Genomic DNA, 16,718 nt, shown 5'->3' with positions numbered 1-16,718 from the left:
CCTTATGAAGACCGTGGTCATAGGGCTTGGCAATCCGATCCTTTCTGACGACAGCGTTGGCGTGAAGGTCTCCCGTGCTGTCAGGGAACATCTGAATCATCAGAGTGAAATAGCTATAACGGATGACCCTGTTGACGTCAAGGAGATCTACGCAGGCGGCATCAGGCTGATGGATGCAATGACCGGTTATGACAGGGCCTGTATTGTTGACGCCATGGTAACCGGCGGATGTAATCCTGGCAGGATAACCGAGTTTGGACTGGATGAACTCTGCAGTACAAGAAATATGGTCTGTACGCACGACACGAACCTTGCTACTGCACTCGAACTTGGCCGGATGTTAGACCTGCATCTTCCGTCCAGAATAAGAATATGGGGTATAGAGGCGGGCGATGTCAGCTCATTTAGTGAGCATCTGACCGATGAGGTTGAACGTGCTGTTCCTGTAGCGGTCAATGCGATACTGAGCGAGCTGAACATCTGTTGCCGAAAGGAGCTGCCATGAAGACGGGTGTCTATTTCTGCAACTGCGGAACAAACATCTCTGACAAGATTGATTCGGGCAAAGTCAGGGACAGCCTGCTTGCACAGTCACCCGGCATTCATTTTAAAACCGTGGATTTCATATGCTCTGATGAAGGCCAGGGGACAATAGAGAAAGACCTGGCTGAAAACGGGATTGAACGGGTTGTGATCTCGGCCTGCACGCCCAGAGAGCATGAAAACACCTTTATGAGGATGCTCTCCAGGGCCGGTCTGAATCCCTATCTCATGCAGATGGTAAATGTCCGTGAACAGATAGCCTGGGTTACCGAAGACAGAGACAAAGCGACGGAAAAAGCTGGCCGATATATACGGTCAGCGGTGGACCGGGTTCAGCTTCACGAGCCCCTCGAAAAGAAAGAGATCGATATATGTCCTGACGTGCTTGTAATCGGGGCCGGGCCTGCAGGACTCAAGACCGCACTGAGCATCGCCGGCTCCGGCAGAAAGGTCATACTGGTCGAGAAAGCACCGGTTATCGGCGGCATGCCGGTCAGATATGAAGAGCTCTTCCCTGATATGGAATGCGGTCCCTGCATGCTCGAACCGTTAATGGCTGAAATACTGCACGGCCAGTATGCTCAGAATATCGAACTGCTGACCATGGCCGAGGTGATCGGGGTTGTCGGTTCATATGGAAACTTTGTTGCCAGGATCAGGCAGAAACCCCGTTTTGCAGATGCGCATACCTGCATCGGCTGCGCAGAATGCATTGAGCCCTGTCCGGTCAGCGCAAAAAATACGTTTAACTTTAATGCAAACGAGCGCAAAGCAATCTCGTTCCCTTTTGCCGGGGCTTTGCCGAATGTGCCCTTTATCGATCAGAAACTCTGTATCGCTCTGCAGGGCGGGCAGTGCAGAAAATGCCAGGAGACCTGCCCGGTAGAGGGAGCAATTGTATTTGACGACAGCGAAAAAATCCATGAAAGAAATGTCGGGGCAATCGTCGTAGCAATCGGTTCAGAGCTCTATGACTGCGCGAAGATACCAGGGCTCGGGTACAAAAAGCTCGAAAACATTTACACCAGCGCCGAGTTTGAGCGTATCCTGGCCTCAAACGGTCCGACTGACGGCCAGATCAGGACATCGGATGGGAAGACTCCGGCAAGCGTTGCGATAGTCCACTGCGTTGGCAGTCTTGATGCGAACCATAAAGAATACTGCTCCGGAATATGCTGCCAGTATGCCTTCAAGTTTAACCATGTCATTGAGAAAAAATTGCCGGGTACCAGGGTCTATCACTTTTATAAAGAACTGGTGATCCCGGGCAAAAACGAGTTCAGCCTGTATAACCGGGCACGGTCGAATCCCCATGCAGCCTTCATCAGATACGCTGACATAAAGGACCTGTCTGTTGCCGGAGATGAAAAAGGCAATGGTATTGAGTATCAGGACATCTCCGGGAAATCCGGAAGAGTGCAGGCGGACATGGTGGTGCTCTGCCCGGCCGTTATCCCGGCAGAAGAATCAGGAAAGCTCGGAGAAGTTCTGGAGACGGCCCGGGACAGTTCCGGATTTTTTGAAGAACTGCACGGACGACTGGATTCTGCCCAGTCCAAAATCAAGGGGATCTTTCTGGCCGGCACCTGCCAGTCCCCAATGGATATTCAGAAGGCAATGAGCCAGGGCATGGCTGCTGCCGGGTATGTCCTTTCAGGCCTCGTAACTGGCAGGAAGCTCGAGATACAGCCGGTCAACGCAGAGGTTGATGGCGGGCGCTGCTCAGGATGCAGGGTCTGCATCAGCATATGCCCGTACACGGCGATATCCTTTGACGCAGAAAAAGAGGTGGCAAGGGTAAATGATCTGCTCTGTCAGGGATGCGGCACCTGTGTTGCCGCATGTCCTTCAGCCGCGATAAAGGGTCATCACTTTACCAACGAAGAAATTTATGCAGAGATCGCGGCGGTGCTGAAATGACCGATAATAACAACTTTGAGCCGAAGATCATCGGGTTTCTCTGTAACTGGTGTTCCTATGCAGGTGCAGACAAGGCAGGAACCGCTCAGACTCCTTATCCTTCCAATGTGAATGTTATCAGAGTAATGTGCAGCGGCAGGATAGATCCCCAGTTTGTGCTGAAAGCATTTGAACAGGGTGCTGACGGCGTTATTATTCTTGCATGCCATCCGGGCGACTGTCATTACAAGGAAGGCAACGTTCGGGCAGTGCAGCGCCACCGGCTGCTGCTTCAGATGCTTGAACCCTTTGGCATTGAAACAGAGCGGTGCAGGTTCGATTTTGTCTCTGCCGGCGAGGGAGACAAGTTTGTGAAACTCATAACTGAGATGGTCCATGCGATCAGGGTATTGGGGCCATTGAAAATATCGGCGTAATTTTCATAACATCTTGTATAGTATAGAAAAACAAGGGGGAAATCATTATGGCAATAGAGACTCTTGATGCACGCGGCCTGAAATGTCCACAGCCGACACTGAAGATTACTGCTATGGCAGTCAGGATGAAACCGGGAGATGTGCTGGAAGCTATAGCGGATTGCCCGACCTTCGAAAAAGATGTGAGGGACTGGTGCAGTCGCTCCAGGAAGATACTGCTCTGGATTCGTGACGAAGGTGGCATGAAAAAATGCCATATCCAGTTCTAACCCGACAGATCAGTTTGCTGCTGCGTTGTTGTCCTGATCTATTTGAGAAACGTTGACCGTCCCGGCAATGCGATTCCTCGGACGTATTTTTATAGAGAAAGATTACTAAAAGATAATCTATGGATGATATAAAAAGAAACAACCTGATCATCGAAGAGATGAAAAAGCGGAGGGGGAAGGAGGCACCCGTCGATGTCGAGACGGAGAATCTGAAGCTCGTGATCTTCACGCTCCGTGACGGTCTGTACGCATTTCCTGGAGCCGACGTAAAGGAAATCCTGCCTTTTATGGAGATTTTTCCGGTACCCGGTGCACCGGACTTCATCCCCGGCGTTATTAACAACCGGGGGGATATTGAGTCTGTCATCAACCTCAACCGGTTCCTCGGACTTCCCGACAGCGACAGGACTGCCGCAAGCCGGATCGCAATGGCCTCATCAAAGGCCGGTGTGCGTTCCGGGATCCTTGTGGATGCGGTGCTTGATGTTGTAGACCTGCCGCTAAACGCGATTAAGCCTCCGCTGTCCACACTTGACTATGCAATAAAGGATCTGGTGACCGGCGAACTGATCTATCACGACAGGACTGTGGTGATGCTCGATGTCGGACGCTTATTCAATAAGCTGGCTATCGATGACGAATGATAAGCGTGGGGAAGCTTGCGCTCTCCCCACAGAAATGGAGCTTCTCATGTTCCACGCGGCAGGTGTGAAAATGGCTGTTGAAACGGTCCGGGTGGACTGTATCATGAGCGGTGAGCAGGCAGCGCAGCAGGGAATCTCTTCATGCCGGCTGAACAAGGTCCTTGGATCGGCATATGAGACATCCCCTGAACCCTCAACCGTTATTTTGTACAAGAACGGCAGCGAGACTTGCGGACTCGGGATCGACGGGCTCGATGAAATCACTACCGTCCCGATCAGGGCAATACAGCCCCTGCCGGAGCCCCTTTCGTATTTTGCAGGACCACGGCTCTTCCAGGGCATTGTCCTGCATGGAAACGATGTAGTTTTGATTCTTGATCTATACCGGCTGAAAAGCCTGAACCCATGCAAGGCGGTACTAACCGCGTGAAAGAGAGGATGAAAAGACATGCATAACATACGGTTGTCCCAAAACAAAGCGTCATCAAAAAACCAGCTCCTGTTCTTGCTTATACTTCTGATGGTCCTTGCCATCGTTGCCTTCATGCTGATCTCCCTGTCTGCGATCAAAACCGGCGGAGAAAAACATATGGAGGCCTATGAACAGGCTCTGAAAGAAAATGGAACTGCAGACGGCAAACTACTGTTTGTGGACAAAAACAGGCTAATGGCCCGGGAGCGGGAGCTTTCAAAGGAAACGTCATGGCTCTTTATGAAGCGGGCTGGCCTGCTGTCCGTCCTGCTTCTGCTCTGCACGGGATATATGATCAGCCGCTTTCAAAAATGGTTTTATGACAACATCGAAAAAGCGTCTGATGTCGTTAAAAATATGGAGTCCTGCGCAGGCATGCTCTCCATAACCGTAGAACAGTATGCGGCGATTTCATCCGATGAATCAGCATCCATAGCAGAGATTACGTCAACGACTGAGGAGCTCTCCGCCTCCTCAACACAGATTGCCGAACATGCAAAAGCAGTGGTGGATATTGCCCAGAGGACCTGGGAAGATACGAAAAAGGGCGCAACGGCAATAGAATCAATGATGATGAAGATGGCCGAGATCCATGGGGACAGCCAAAAGAGCGCCGAGGAGATTCTGGCGCTTGGCAAGAAGTCCAGGGAGATTACGAAAGTCATGGAGATTATCAACTCCATTGCAGATAATACGAAGCTGCTTGCCTTCAATGCTGCACTTGAGGCGTCCAGTGCAGGCGAGGCGGGGAAGCGGTTTGGAGTTGTTGCCGCAGAGATCCGCAGGCTTGCCGACAGCGTGACAGAGTCTACCGGCGAGATCGAAGGGAAGATCAACGAGATCCAGGAGGCGGTGAACAACCTGGCTGTTGCTTCGGAAAAGAGCTCACGGGGAATCGAGCAGGGCATGGATTTTTCCTCGCAGACAGCCACACTCCTTTCTGATATTGTTGAGGCTGCCCACACCACCATGGACTCTGCCAAACAGATATCACTTTCCACACAGCAGCAGAAGACGGCCAATAGTCAGGTCGTGATCGCCCTGCGCGAAATCATGCAGGGCGCAAGTACGACGTCTGCCTCAGTTGAGTCGCTCAGTACCATAAGCTTTCAGCTTGCCTCGCTGTCGGAAAGCCTTGCACAGATACTGAAAAAACTCGGTTATAAGGGCGACATCGCACTCCAGAGCGGGGCTAATACGTAGGGTGTGATGAAGAAGATACGTGTTCTCATAGTGGACGACAGCGTCCTGGTGAGGAACCTGATCAGGGCAATCATTGAGATGGACCCGGAAATGGAGGTCGCAGGCGAAGCCTCAAACGGTCTCGAAGCAGTCGAAAAAGCCCGAAATCTCCATCCGGATATCATTACCATGGACATAGAGATGCCTGTTATGGACGGTCTCCAGGCAATCGAACAGATCATGGCTGACAATGCCCTGCCGATCCTTGTAGTGACCTCCCGGGGCGATGCGAAGACTGCCTATGCCGCCATAGCAAAAGGTGCTCTCGATCTTATGCTGAAGCCGGATTTGAACGTGGAAGCAGCAGAAGAGTTTGCGGCAAGGCTGAAACTTCTCTCCAAGGTCAGCGTTATTTCGCATATTTCCGGCAGGCTCAGTCATAGGCTTCCGGCTGCACCGGAGCCCCCAGTCTTTAGCGGGAATTCCTCGGACCAGGTGATAGCCATTGCCTCCTCAACAGGCGGCCCGGACGCCCTCTCAATCATTTTGTCGCGTCTGCCTGAAAAATTTCCAGTGCCGATCGTAATCGCCCAGCACATTTCCGACGGCTTCGCAAGCGGGATGGTTGGATGGCTCAGAGCGCTGTCGCGGATCGAGATCAAGGTGGCCGTACAGGGGGAGCATCTCAAGTCAGGCACCGCCTATGTCTGCCCGTCAGAAAACCATATGCAGGTCGACGGCTCGAAGAAGATCAACTTTGTGGAGCGTCATGCAAAGGATATCTACCGGCCGTCTTGCGATGTATTGCTGTCGTCTGTGGCAGCATCATTTGGGAATAAGGCCATCGGCGTGATCCTCACCGGTATGGGCAATGACGGTGTTGTCGGGATAACGAAGATCAGGGCGGCCGGGGGCTGGACGATTGCCCAGGACGAGAAGACATCGGTCATCTTCGGGATGCCGAAGCTTGCTATCGAAAGCGGAGTCATAGACGCGGTGCTTTCCCTGGAGGCGATCAGCGGAGAGATTGTCAGAGCAGCTGCCTCCACCGGAACTCCTTCCGCACGGACAGGTCAATGCACCTGACGCCATTTAAAAGTCTGATCAGGGAGAAGTGCGGCCTGTCGTTTGAAGATTCCCGCGAGGCCATCCTCGCTGAAGGGATTAAGGCGAGATTGTCTGAGCGGGCAGTTGCCTCGCATGAGACGTACCTCACTATTCTTTCTTGCGAACCGGATGAGTTCAAGATGCTGGTGAACCTCATTACGGTAAAGGAGACCTATTTTTTTCGGGAAGCTCTGCACTTTACCATTCTCACGGAAACGCTGATCCCTGAACTGGCGTCAAAGATGAATAACCGCAGGATCAAGATCGTCTGCGCCGGTTGTTCGACCGGCGAGGAGCCATACTCAATCGCCATGGCGCTTGCAGCGAGGTTCGGGCCGGAGTTCAGCAGCATGTTCTCGATTGTCGGATTCGATATCGATGAAGAAGCGCTCTGTAAGGCCAGAAGAGGTGTATACGCCAGTCATTCTTTCCGTGGGGTCCCGGATCAGATCCGAAAGGGTTTTTTCATTGAACAGGAAAACAGCTGCCGGATAAATGACTCTGTCCGGAAGGGGGTGGAGTTCCTGCGCCTGAATATCTTTGACGATTCATATCCCGAGGCGGTCAGGAATGCAGACGTCGTCTTCTACCGGAACGTCTCTATCTATTTTGAGCCCGAAGCCCAGCATCACATTTTCAGAAATCTGGCTACCATGCTGAACGAAAAGGGTTATCTCTTGTTGAGCTCTGCTGAGACGTTCGCTCATAACATCGGGGTTCTTTCTCTTGTTGAAAAGGAAGGGGTATTTCTCTATGAGAAAGGTGCTGAGGTCCAGATCGGGGAGAGAAGAAAGCGTCCCGGCGGCCATAAAACTGTTGCCCCGGCAACACAGGGGTTTACTAAACCCTCTTCGGACAAGACAAACTATGCTCCAATTAGGAAGAAGGACGAACCTCACCAGATATTCGACCAGGCGCTTGCGCTTGCCGAAGCTAAAAAGTATGCCGATGCGCTTCAGCTTACGGAATGTCTTATCGGCCTTGAGGCCACATTTATAAAGGCCCATATGCTGCGGGCCGGAATCCTGATCAACCTGCAGCGACTCGACGAGGCAGAAAAAGCCTGTCGCGACGGTATGGCGCTGGACCAGTGGTCTCTTGAAGGATATCTCCTGCTCGGCCTGATCGCCAAAATTCGGGGGGACTTTGAGGAAGCAGGAAAGAGGTTCAAGGAGGCGGTGTACGTTCGTTCGTCCTCCTGGCTTTCCCACTTCTATCTCGGCGAGATATACCGGATTGGGGGAAACAGGCCGCTGGCATGCCGCGAGTTCGAGGTCGTGATAAAATTGCTGGAAGAAAAGGGTTCTTCCGATCATGGACTTACGTTTTTTTCCCTCTCGTGCCCGATGGAGCAGGTCGTGCATCTCTGCAAACATTACCTCGCCGGCATGAAGCGCAGCAGGGGCTGACAGGGAGATCGCGATGGCATTCGACGTTGCAAAATTCATCGTCAGATTTGTGGAAGAGGCCCGCGAACATATCGGGGGCCTCAACCGGGGACTCGTTGAACTTGAGAAAAACCCGGGCGATGAGGAAAATATCAACGCAATCTTCCGGGCCGCACACACCATCAAGGGCTCCTCGCGGATGCTGAAGCTGACAGCCATCACCGAGGTGGCGCACAAGTTGGAGGACGCACTTGGGGCATTGCGCGAAAAACGGATTGCCCATACCCGGGAGCTTGCCGATCTTCTGTTTAACAGTGTGGATGCGTTAGCGGCGATGATACAGAAGGTTTCTGATGGACAGCAGATCACCATGGACAATCTCCCCCTCTGCGAGGCCCTTGCTCAGGCTGCCGGGGGTGCGCTCTCCGCAGGTTCTCAAGAAAAAGGCAATGCGGTTCAGGAGGCAACTGAGGCAGTGTCCGCTTGCGTTGATGTGCCTTTGATTCAGCCGGAGCGCCCTGAGCCGACTCCTCCGCAGCAGGCAAAGCCGGCATCCTCGTCTGAGAGCATCCGGGTGAAGTCTGATAAACTCGATGATCTGATACGTCTTATGGGTGAAGTCGTATCGCACCAGAATAAGCTCAAGCAGCGCATTATGGACATCAGCGTTTTGGAGCGGGAAGCGAAGCGGACTCTGGATGTTTGCAGTCTGGTCTGCGATGGCTCGTCTCTGACCAATGCCCGGGACCTGCATATGGGGCTAAAACAGCTCCTGTCGGTCATGAGGCAGGACAAGACAATGCAGGACATCCTTACGACCGAGTTTCAGGAAAAAGCCCTGATGCTGCGGATGGTGCCTCTTTCTACGGTCTTTGATCCACTGCACCGTCTCGTGCGCGACATAGCGGACTCTCTTGGCAAGGAGCTGGACTTTGAGATCGAAGGCGGAGAAATTGAGCTTGATAAAAAAATGATCGAAAAATTGAGCGACCCCCTTGTGCATATGCTCAGAAATTCGATCGACCATGGTATTGAAGAACCGGAGGGCCGCCGGAGGGCCGGTAAACCGCCCAAAGGAAGGGTGCGGTTGTCCGCGGCCTATGATGCCGGCAACATCCTTATTGAACTGACCGACGACGGTGCCGGGATATCAACAACAAAGATAAAGAAGAAGGCACTGGCAAACAGGCTGTTTGATCCGGCCACGCTCGACACCATGCCGGAGGCGGCACTGCTCGACCTGATCTTTCTGCCAGGCTTTAGTACAAGCGGCATCATCACGGATGTCTCGGGCAGGGGAGTGGGCATGGACGTGGTAAAAAAGAACCTCGTAGAGGATCTGAAGGGTACCGTGCATATCATGACCAAAGAGGGTGTCGGGAGTACCTTCTCGATCAGGCTTCCGATGACCCTTGCGATCATGCGGATACTTCTCATCTCCTGCCAGGGGATGAAGTTTGGCATTACCACTCACTATGTGACCGAGATCATCAAAGTTAAGGCAACCGAAATTATTGATGTCGTCAGCCGGAAGGCGCTGCGGCTGCGTGAGGAGTTCATCCCGATTGCTGAAATGGAGAGCGTCCTGAATATTGCCAAGAATGGCCAGAAGAAGCCGGAAACGCTTCTCATCCTGATTGTGCAGCTCGGCTCCGAAAAAATGGGGTTTATGGTAGATGCCATTTTGGATGAGGAGGATATGGTGATAAAGTCCCTGCCCGACCATTTAAAGAGTGTGCGGCTTGTCTCGGGAGTGACCATATCGGGGAAGAACGAGATTATTAACATTCTGAACATGCCGGCAGCTATGGAGGCGGCCAGGAATGCAAACAAAACAGGGTCCGCAGGCCAGACAGAAGAGGGGGCCGGGCAGGAGGTCACTATTCTGGTCGTAGACGACTCCATTAATACACGCGAGATCGAAAAGAGCATCCTTGAGGCCTATGGGTACCGGGTGACGATTGCAGGTGATGGAATGGAGGCCCTCCAGATGGCAGGGGAATCGAGATATGATCTGGTCATCACTGACGTGGAGATGCCCCGCCTCGATGGTTTTTCTCTCACCGAGCGGCTGAGGTCTGATAACGCGTACAAAGAGGTCCCGATCATTATCGTAACGTCGAGGGAAAAGGACGAGGACAAGCGGCGGGGGATCAGTGTCGGCGCAAACGCGTATATTGTAAAGGGGTCATTCGATCAAAGCAACCTCGTAGAGACAGTGCAGAACCTAATCGGGAAAGGAAGAAGACTATGAAGCTGAATAACGAAAATATAACCATACTGGTGGCTGATGACGACCCGCTGGTGCGGGAAATGATTGCGATGATCCTGCAGGACGAGGGGTATATTCTGGAGACGGCGGAAGACGGCGTTGATGCGTTTAAAAAGTTCGGCGCCGGAGACGTTATCGGCCTGATCGTCTCGGACATGAACATGCCCGAGATGGATGGTTTGGGTCTGATAAAGGCCGTCCGGGGCCTGGGGTCGGACGTGCCTATCATAATCCTGACGGGAAACAGTGAAGTGACAACCGCCATCCAAGCGCTCAAAACAGGTGCAAGCGATTATATATTGAAGGACGAAAATATCCAGGACACCATCGGCATATCGGTCGAAAAGGCACTTGAAAAGCACTTTCTCAGGAAGCAGAACCAGCAGCTCCAGGCAGAACTCGCCCGCAGGAACACTAAGCTCGAAGATGAGAAGGCCCTTGCGCAGAAGGTTCAGAAGAACATCCTGCCAAAAGAGCTTTGCTTTCCTGGGTTCGAGGTTGGATCGTTCTACCGGCCGTCGGACAAAATCGGCGGCGATTTTTTTGACGCATGGGAAAACGGCAACACGATTCATTTCCTGATCGGAGATGTGTCCGGCCATAGCACCTCATCTGCCCTTATCATGGCGGTGAGCAAGGGGATCCTCCAATCGCTCGGTCATACACAGAGTGATCCCCAGGAGATCGTCAGGACTGCCAACCGGATGATATGCAACATCGTAAGCGACAGCGGTATGTTCCTGACGCTGCTGTATGGAGTTTTTGACCGCTCAAGAGATGAACTTCGAGTCGTCTCTGCAGGCCATAACCCCGTCTTCATCGTCAGGGGGGAAGAAGTCACCAGAATAGACTCAACGGGATCTGTGTTAGGGTGGGACCCTGATGATTCCTGGAGCGTTACTGCCTCTGTCTTCTCGCCCGGCACGAGCCTGGTTCTTTATACGGATGGCCTTATAGAGGTGCGGAACCCTGACGGGCAGGAATTTGGCGAGGAGGGGCTTGAAGCCCTCCTGAGAAATAATCTGTCTATTGGCGCCACGATAGATAAGATCATACAGAAGGCCGAAACATTCTGTGGCAATGAGTTTCCGGATGATTTAACGCTTTTTATCATAAAACGGACAGCCGGTTGATGGATCAGAACATTATTTCTCTGAAATTTGAGCCGACCTTTGGGAATGTTGACGCGGCACGCGCTGCCGTGCATACTGCCTGCAGGGAGCGATTTCTGCAGCCCGGCTCAGATGCACTCATCGGCGATCTGCTCCTGGCAGTCACCGAGGCGATGAATAACGCGGTAGAGCATTCAGGAGCAAAGGAGCTGGAAATCGAGGTGATTGCCGGGCAGCAGGGCCTTATTTTCCGTATGATTACTGCAGGAGAAAAATTCGACCCTACAGCCGGAGTCGCTTTTCCTGATCTCGATGCGGCGGAAGAACTGCCCGAAGGCGGATTTGGAAGGGCACTGATTATGGAGATGGTGGACTCCGTGAAATTTGAATATCGTGAAGGCAGAAATATTCTGACACTCGAAAAAAACATGATGAAGAAGGAGGATTGAACTGATGGAGATTAGCATAAGCATGGAGGGGGATTTCGTTGTAGCTGACGTAGCCGGTGATCTGGTAGCGAGTACGGCAGAGGAACTCAAGGCGCAGATGGGGAAACTGCTCGAGAAGAACTTTCTTTTCGTGATCCTTGAGTTGAGCAAGGTGACCTTTATGGACAGCTCCGGCCTTGGAGCCTGTATGGCAGTCCACAAGGCGTTTAATGAGAAAAAAGGGAGTGTTGTCTGCACAAAACCGAGCGAGACCGTTGCCAAGGTCTTTCGTGTCACCCGTGCTGACCAGAAACTGAACATGGCTGGGACTCGGCTTGACGCCATAAAATTCCTCAAGAGCTCGGCAATGAGCGGGAGGCAGTCATGAAGATGGGCGAATCGACCAAGCTCGGCGAAATTCTGATCGAAAAGAAGATCATCACTACTGCGCAGCTTGAGGAGGCCCTCAAGAAGATGCAGGCGCATTCTCTTCCTCTTGGGGAGATGCTGGTCAGGCTCAAATTTGTGTCCGAACATGTTATGCTCGATACCCTCAGCAAGCACCTTGGGGTCGATTTTCTGAATATTGCAGAAAACGATTACCAGGTCGTGGACCGTACGCTGTCGCGTGTGCTTCCGCTTGAGATCTGCGAGAAGAACAAGGTCCTGCCGATCTATCAGATCATTGACGAAGACCTGCGGGAACTGACCCTGGCCATGGCCAATCCCTTTGACGAGGATGTCATTAATGACGTTACATCCATCACCGAATGCCGGGTAAACCCTGTGCTGGCAACAATAGCGTCGATCGAGGGCGGTATCGCCAAGCTTTATGCGATCAAGACCGACGTCAAGATCGAGAAGTTCTCGATGCAGAAGGGAGACCCCACATCGCTCGTAAACAGCATGCTTCAGACCGCAATCAGGCTTGGGGCAAGTGATATCCATGTTGATCCGCACGAGAAGGAAGTCTTTGTGCGGATGCGGGTTGACGGCATCCTGGAGGTCGTATCGGTATATCCCATAGATATTCATCCATCCGTTTCGACGAGGATCAAGGTACTGGCAAGCGCCGCTAACTCGAACATGAAGATCGAGGAGCGGAGGCTTCCGCAGGACGGCGCCATCACCGGCACGTTTGACGGGCATCTGGTTGACTGCCGTGTATCAACGCTTCCGTCGATATTTGGCGAGAAGGTCGTCATGAGGATCTTTGACAAGGACAAGGCGGCCTATATCGGCCGCATCAGGGACCTCAAGATGTCGCCGCGCATGGAGCTCAAATACCGGCGGTGCGTACGGCACCCAAGCGGCATCAATATCGTCACCGGTCCGACCGGCAGCGGCAAGACAACGACACTGCACGCAGTGATCAACGAGATCAGTTCGGTCGGCATCAGTGTGGTGACGGTAGAGGATCCGGTCGAATACCAGGCAGGGGGATATATTAACCAGAGCTCGCTCATTCCTGCAGCCGGTTTTACGTACACCCGCGCCCTGAAGGCGATCATGCGGCAAGACCCTGATGTCATCCTGATCGGCGAGGTGAGGGACCGTGAAACAGCCGAGATTGCGACTCAGGCTGCTCTGACAGGACACCGCGTTTTTACGACACTGCATACCGACAATGCGGCAAGCTCGTTTGCACGGCTGATCGATATCGGTGTCGAACACTTTCTTGTCTCTTCCACCACGGTCTCATCCCTGAACCAGCGGCTCATCCGCAAGGTCTGCACGAACTGCGCGGAAGAGCACGTCCCGACAAAGGTTGAACTGGCAGATATCGGCATTGACAATAAGGTTATCAGCGAGATCCTGAATAACCCCCAGCAATTCAGCATGCGCAGAGGTAAAGGCTGCGATATGTGCCGCAAAACCGGGTACCGGGGAAGGCAGGGAGTTTATGAGCTGATAGCAGTCACCCCGGAGATACGCGAACTTATTCACCGGAATCAGTCAACAGACGTAATCGCCACAACAGCGAGGGAAAAAGACAATGTGAATATGATCTTCGAAGAGGGTCTGCGGCTCTTCCTTACAGGGGTCACCACCCTTGGCGAAATGCAACACCTGCCGCGGGGTGATTATGAGATGAAGTCGGTTGGAGAAATTCTGAAGGATTCCGAACTTTCATGAGCCGGGCGTCTTTAACCCTGTGATGCCGGAGCAGGACGTGTGAGGGCATGACACATCCCAGCGATGCAGTTCAGGAAAAGCTGAAAGGGCTGCGAAAGATCTTTTTAGGACAGCTGCAGGGGAAAATCCGGGAGATCGAAGAGGCTTGGGCATCTCTGCTCCGGGACGGCTGGGACCAGGGCCGGGCAGAAGCCGTTACCCGTCTGCTCCATACGATGGCCGGTACTGCCGGGACTTTCGGTTTCTCCGCAATACGGGTTGCGGCAAAAACCCCTGAGGCCAGGATCAGGGCGGGCATCAGAGAGGGCGGAAATCCGTCTATCAGCGTGCTGGCTGAAATAACAGAATACTTAACCTCGCTCAGGGATGCCTGCGGAGATGCCGCAATATCAACGGTCGCTTCTCAGGTCACTATGCAGGTGCCTTCCTCCGCCCGGTCAGACAACGATACTGTTTTTGTGGTCGATAGCGACCCGCTGTTTGTCGATGGCCTTGCCCTTCAACTGCGCTGTTATGGATATAAGGTGGCCGCTTTCAGCTCCTTTGCCGGTTTCATTGAGGCCTGGAAGGCATCAATGCCACTGCTTATCGTTATGGAACTGTCATTTCTCGGTGATCTGCAGACGGGTGCAGACGCAATTGCAGAGCTTCAGCAGAGACAGGAATCGCCAATCCCCGTTGTATTTCTTTCCGACAGGGTAGATTTTAACAGCCGGCTCGAGGCTGTGCGTGCCGGAGGTACTGCCTTTTTTGTAAAGCCTATGGATGTCGGTCACCTGGTGGATATTTTGGATGCCCTGACAACGCGCAGACCGCGCCATCCCTTTCGCATCCTGATTGTAGATGACGATCCGCTCCTGGCCGACTTTCATGCAACCGTGCTGCTGCAGGCAGGCATGAAAGCCGCCGTGGTGACGGAGCCCGAGCAGGCGCTGGAGAGCATGATCGATTTCAGGCCTGAGCTTATCCTGATGGATGTATATATGCCTGGCTGCAGTGGCATGGAACTGGCCAGGTTGATACGTCAGGATGAGACGTACATCGACATTCCTATAGTCTTCCTTTCCTCGGAAACGGATATTGACCGGCAGTTGGCCGCGATGGGTCGCGGCGGCGATGATTTTCTTACCAAGCCTATCCAGCCGGCCCGACTGATTACGTCGGTCACGCTTCGGGCAGACCGGTACCGCACTCTGCGGTCCTTCATGCTCTACGATGGTCTAACAGGCCTGCTCAATCATACAAGGACCAAGGAGCAATTAGACGTTGAGGTTTCACGCGTTTTCAGACAAAAGGCGGAACTCTCCTTTGCCCTGATCGATATAGATCATTTCAAGTTGGTAAACGACACCTATGGGCATCCGGTCGGTGACCAGGTCCTTAAAAGTCTGTCGCGCCTGCTGAAGCAGCGGTTGAGAACAACGGATATCGTGGGTCGTTTCGGCGGTGAAGAGTTCGCGGTCATCCTTACCGATACCGACGGGCAGACCGCTCACAGGATATTGAACGAACTGCGGGAGGATTTCGCAAAGATCTGCCACACGATCAAAGATGGCTCTTTCAATGTCACCTTCAGCTGCGGCATCGCCTGCCCGGAACCGGGGATGACCGGAACTGCCCTGATCAACGAAGCGGACAGGGCCCTGTATGAGGCCAAGCGGGCAGGACGAAACTGTGTGGTTTGCGGAGGGGCAGGCGAGGCCTCTACGGCCTGCTGATATATGTCGCTGGAACAACTTCTCTCGGGCTTAGGCCAGGAATAAAGACCGTATTGAATGGGCAATGATACTGCCGAACTTCAGAGACTCAGATCAACGCAGTCAGGATTTTCTGCAAGGACTGTTTTTGCCTCAGCAATATCTTTGGTGATCTGGGCAATCAGCGCATCCGCTGAATCGAACTTCTTTTCCTTTCGCAGTTTTTTAATGAAATAGACCGTTACTTCTTCACCGTAAAGGTCTTCATTAAAGTCAAAGACATGCACCTCGATCGCAAGCGACTTTGTCTCAAACGTAGGTCTGAGACCGATATTGACAACGCCGTCATGACAGGTGTCCCGGGCAGAGAGCTTTACCGCGTAAACGCCGTTTGAGGGTATGATTGCATGTTTTGAGGCAATGTTTGCGGTTGGGAACCCGAGGGTCTTGCCCCTGCTGTCACCCTTGACTACGATGCCGGTTATTGCATAGGGTCTGCCTAAGAGTTCCGCTGCATGCTCTACCTCTCCGGCGCGTAGCAACTGCCTGATCTTGGTACTGCTGATCAGTTCGCTCTTCAGGAAAATCTGCTCCACTTCGTTCACCCTGAAACCGAATTCTTCACCCATCTGCTTCAGGGTCTCGGTAGTGCCTTCCCTCCCTTTGCCAAAACGGTAGTTGCATCCCACAAAGATCTCTTTTGTGCCGAGAAGATCACAGAGGATCTTCTTCACAAATTCCCGGGGCGACATTTCAGCGAAATGAAGTGAGAAGGGTATCTTGACCAGAACGTCAATGCCTAATTTTTTGAACAGTTCGATCTTCTCTTCATAGATGCTGATGAGGGGCGGACATTTGTCGGGAGCCAGGACTTTGAGAGGATGCGGCCTGAAGGTGACGACCATGCTCTGGCCCTGGATCTCCTGAGCCCGCTTCATGACCATACGGACAAGTTCCTGGTGGCCAAGGTGTATGCCGTCAAAGTTGCCCAGGGTTATTACACTGTTGGTGAAGGGCCTGGTAATTTTGCCCAGATCAGTTATGAGCAGCATAGGTCTTTGTGCCGGTCGAAGGATTTCAGTGAACTCATGTATAATTATAATGTTTTTCACTCTTCTTTGGCTGGATATAA

The 16,718-nt window shown here is 52.7% G+C and carries 16 protein-coding genes; 15 read left to right on the top strand and 1 reads right to left on the bottom strand.

Annotated elements, in window-relative coordinates; genetic code table 11:
- Positions 1 to 4 precede the first annotated feature (4 nt).
- From HZB31_03490 to HZB31_03420, 15 genes are all read left to right on the top strand, one after another.
- Entirely contained in the window at positions 5 to 505 is a 501-nt protein-coding gene (locus tag HZB31_03490; protein MBI5847001.1) for a hydrogenase maturation protease, read from the top strand.
- The gene (locus HZB31_03485) at positions 502 to 2,463 is read left to right on the top strand and encodes a CoB--CoM heterodisulfide reductase iron-sulfur subunit A family protein (GenBank protein MBI5847000.1); all 1,962 of its coding nucleotides are present in this window, start codon (positions 502 to 504) and stop codon (positions 2,461 to 2,463) included. The genes HZB31_03490 and HZB31_03485 overlap by 4 nt, the downstream gene beginning before the upstream one ends.
- Positions 2,460 to 2,879 carry a hydrogenase iron-sulfur subunit gene (locus tag HZB31_03480; protein ID MBI5846999.1) on the top strand — a complete coding sequence of 140 codons (420 nt, stop codon included), beginning with the start codon at positions 2,460 to 2,462 and terminating at the stop codon, positions 2,877 to 2,879. Before HZB31_03485 ends, HZB31_03480 begins: the two co-directional genes overlap by 4 nt.
- A gap of 47 nt (positions 2,880 to 2,926) precedes the next feature.
- Complete coding sequence (locus HZB31_03475) at positions 2,927 to 3,148, top strand: sulfurtransferase TusA family protein (GenBank protein MBI5846998.1); 222 nt, start codon at positions 2,927 to 2,929, stop codon at positions 3,146 to 3,148.
- A gap of 119 nt (positions 3,149 to 3,267) precedes the next feature.
- The gene (locus HZB31_03470) at positions 3,268 to 3,792 is read left to right on the top strand and encodes a purine-binding chemotaxis protein CheW (protein ID MBI5846997.1); all 525 of its coding nucleotides are present in this window, start codon (positions 3,268 to 3,270) and stop codon (positions 3,790 to 3,792) included.
- 70 nt (positions 3,793 to 3,862) lie between these two features.
- Positions 3,863 to 4,222, top strand: coding sequence for a chemotaxis protein CheW (locus tag HZB31_03465; GenBank protein MBI5846996.1), 360 nt, complete (start codon positions 3,863 to 3,865; stop codon positions 4,220 to 4,222).
- Positions 4,223 to 4,240: 18 nt separating this feature from the next.
- Positions 4,241 to 5,467, top strand: coding sequence for a hypothetical protein (locus HZB31_03460; protein MBI5846995.1), 1,227 nt, complete (start codon positions 4,241 to 4,243; stop codon positions 5,465 to 5,467).
- Positions 5,468 to 5,473: 6 nt separating this feature from the next.
- Entirely contained in the window at positions 5,474 to 6,532 is a 1,059-nt protein-coding gene (gene cheB, locus HZB31_03455) for a chemotaxis-specific protein-glutamate methyltransferase CheB (GenBank protein ID MBI5846994.1), read from the top strand.
- Positions 6,523 to 7,962 carry a hypothetical protein gene (locus HZB31_03450; protein MBI5846993.1) on the top strand — a complete coding sequence of 480 codons (1,440 nt, stop codon included), beginning with the start codon at positions 6,523 to 6,525 and terminating at the stop codon, positions 7,960 to 7,962. Before cheB ends, HZB31_03450 begins: the two co-directional genes overlap by 10 nt.
- A 13-nt stretch (positions 7,963 to 7,975) precedes the next feature.
- Complete coding sequence (locus tag HZB31_03445; protein ID MBI5846992.1) at positions 7,976 to 10,195, top strand: hybrid sensor histidine kinase/response regulator; 2,220 nt, start codon at positions 7,976 to 7,978, stop codon at positions 10,193 to 10,195.
- Positions 10,192 to 11,346, top strand: a complete 1,155-nt coding sequence (locus HZB31_03440; protein ID MBI5846991.1) for a SpoIIE family protein phosphatase — start codon at positions 10,192 to 10,194, stop codon at positions 11,344 to 11,346. Before HZB31_03445 ends, HZB31_03440 begins: the two co-directional genes overlap by 4 nt.
- Positions 11,346 to 11,774, top strand: coding sequence for an ATP-binding protein (locus HZB31_03435; GenBank protein ID MBI5846990.1), 429 nt, complete (start codon positions 11,346 to 11,348; stop codon positions 11,772 to 11,774). Before HZB31_03440 ends, HZB31_03435 begins: the two co-directional genes overlap by 1 nt.
- Before the next feature lie 4 nt (positions 11,775 to 11,778).
- Entirely contained in the window at positions 11,779 to 12,141 is a 363-nt protein-coding gene (locus HZB31_03430; GenBank protein MBI5846989.1) for an STAS domain-containing protein, read from the top strand.
- Positions 12,138 to 13,889: a Flp pilus assembly complex ATPase component TadA gene (gene tadA / locus HZB31_03425; GenBank protein ID MBI5846988.1), complete on the top strand. Its 1,752-nt coding sequence runs from the start codon at positions 12,138 to 12,140 to the stop codon at positions 13,887 to 13,889. The genes HZB31_03430 and tadA overlap by 4 nt, the downstream gene beginning before the upstream one ends.
- Positions 13,890 to 13,936: 47 nt before the next feature.
- Positions 13,937 to 15,607, top strand: a complete 1,671-nt coding sequence (locus HZB31_03420; GenBank protein ID MBI5846987.1) for a diguanylate cyclase — start codon at positions 13,937 to 13,939, stop codon at positions 15,605 to 15,607.
- 80 nt (positions 15,608 to 15,687) lie between these two features.
- Here HZB31_03420 and HZB31_03415 read toward each other — a convergent pair whose 3' ends face one another.
- Positions 15,688 to 16,638 carry a bifunctional riboflavin kinase/FAD synthetase gene (locus tag HZB31_03415; protein ID MBI5846986.1) on the bottom strand — a complete coding sequence of 317 codons (951 nt, stop codon included), beginning with the start codon at positions 16,636 to 16,638 and terminating at the stop codon, positions 15,688 to 15,690.
- Between the last annotated feature and the right edge of the window lie 80 nt (positions 16,639 to 16,718).

The sequence above is a fragment of the Nitrospirota bacterium genome (assembly GCA_016235245.1).
Lineage (GTDB): Bacteria > Nitrospirota > Thermodesulfovibrionia > Thermodesulfovibrionales > UBA6898 > UBA6898.
The sequence above is the reverse complement of the archived record's forward strand: the minus strand, read 5'-3'. Positions and strand labels throughout refer to the sequence as shown.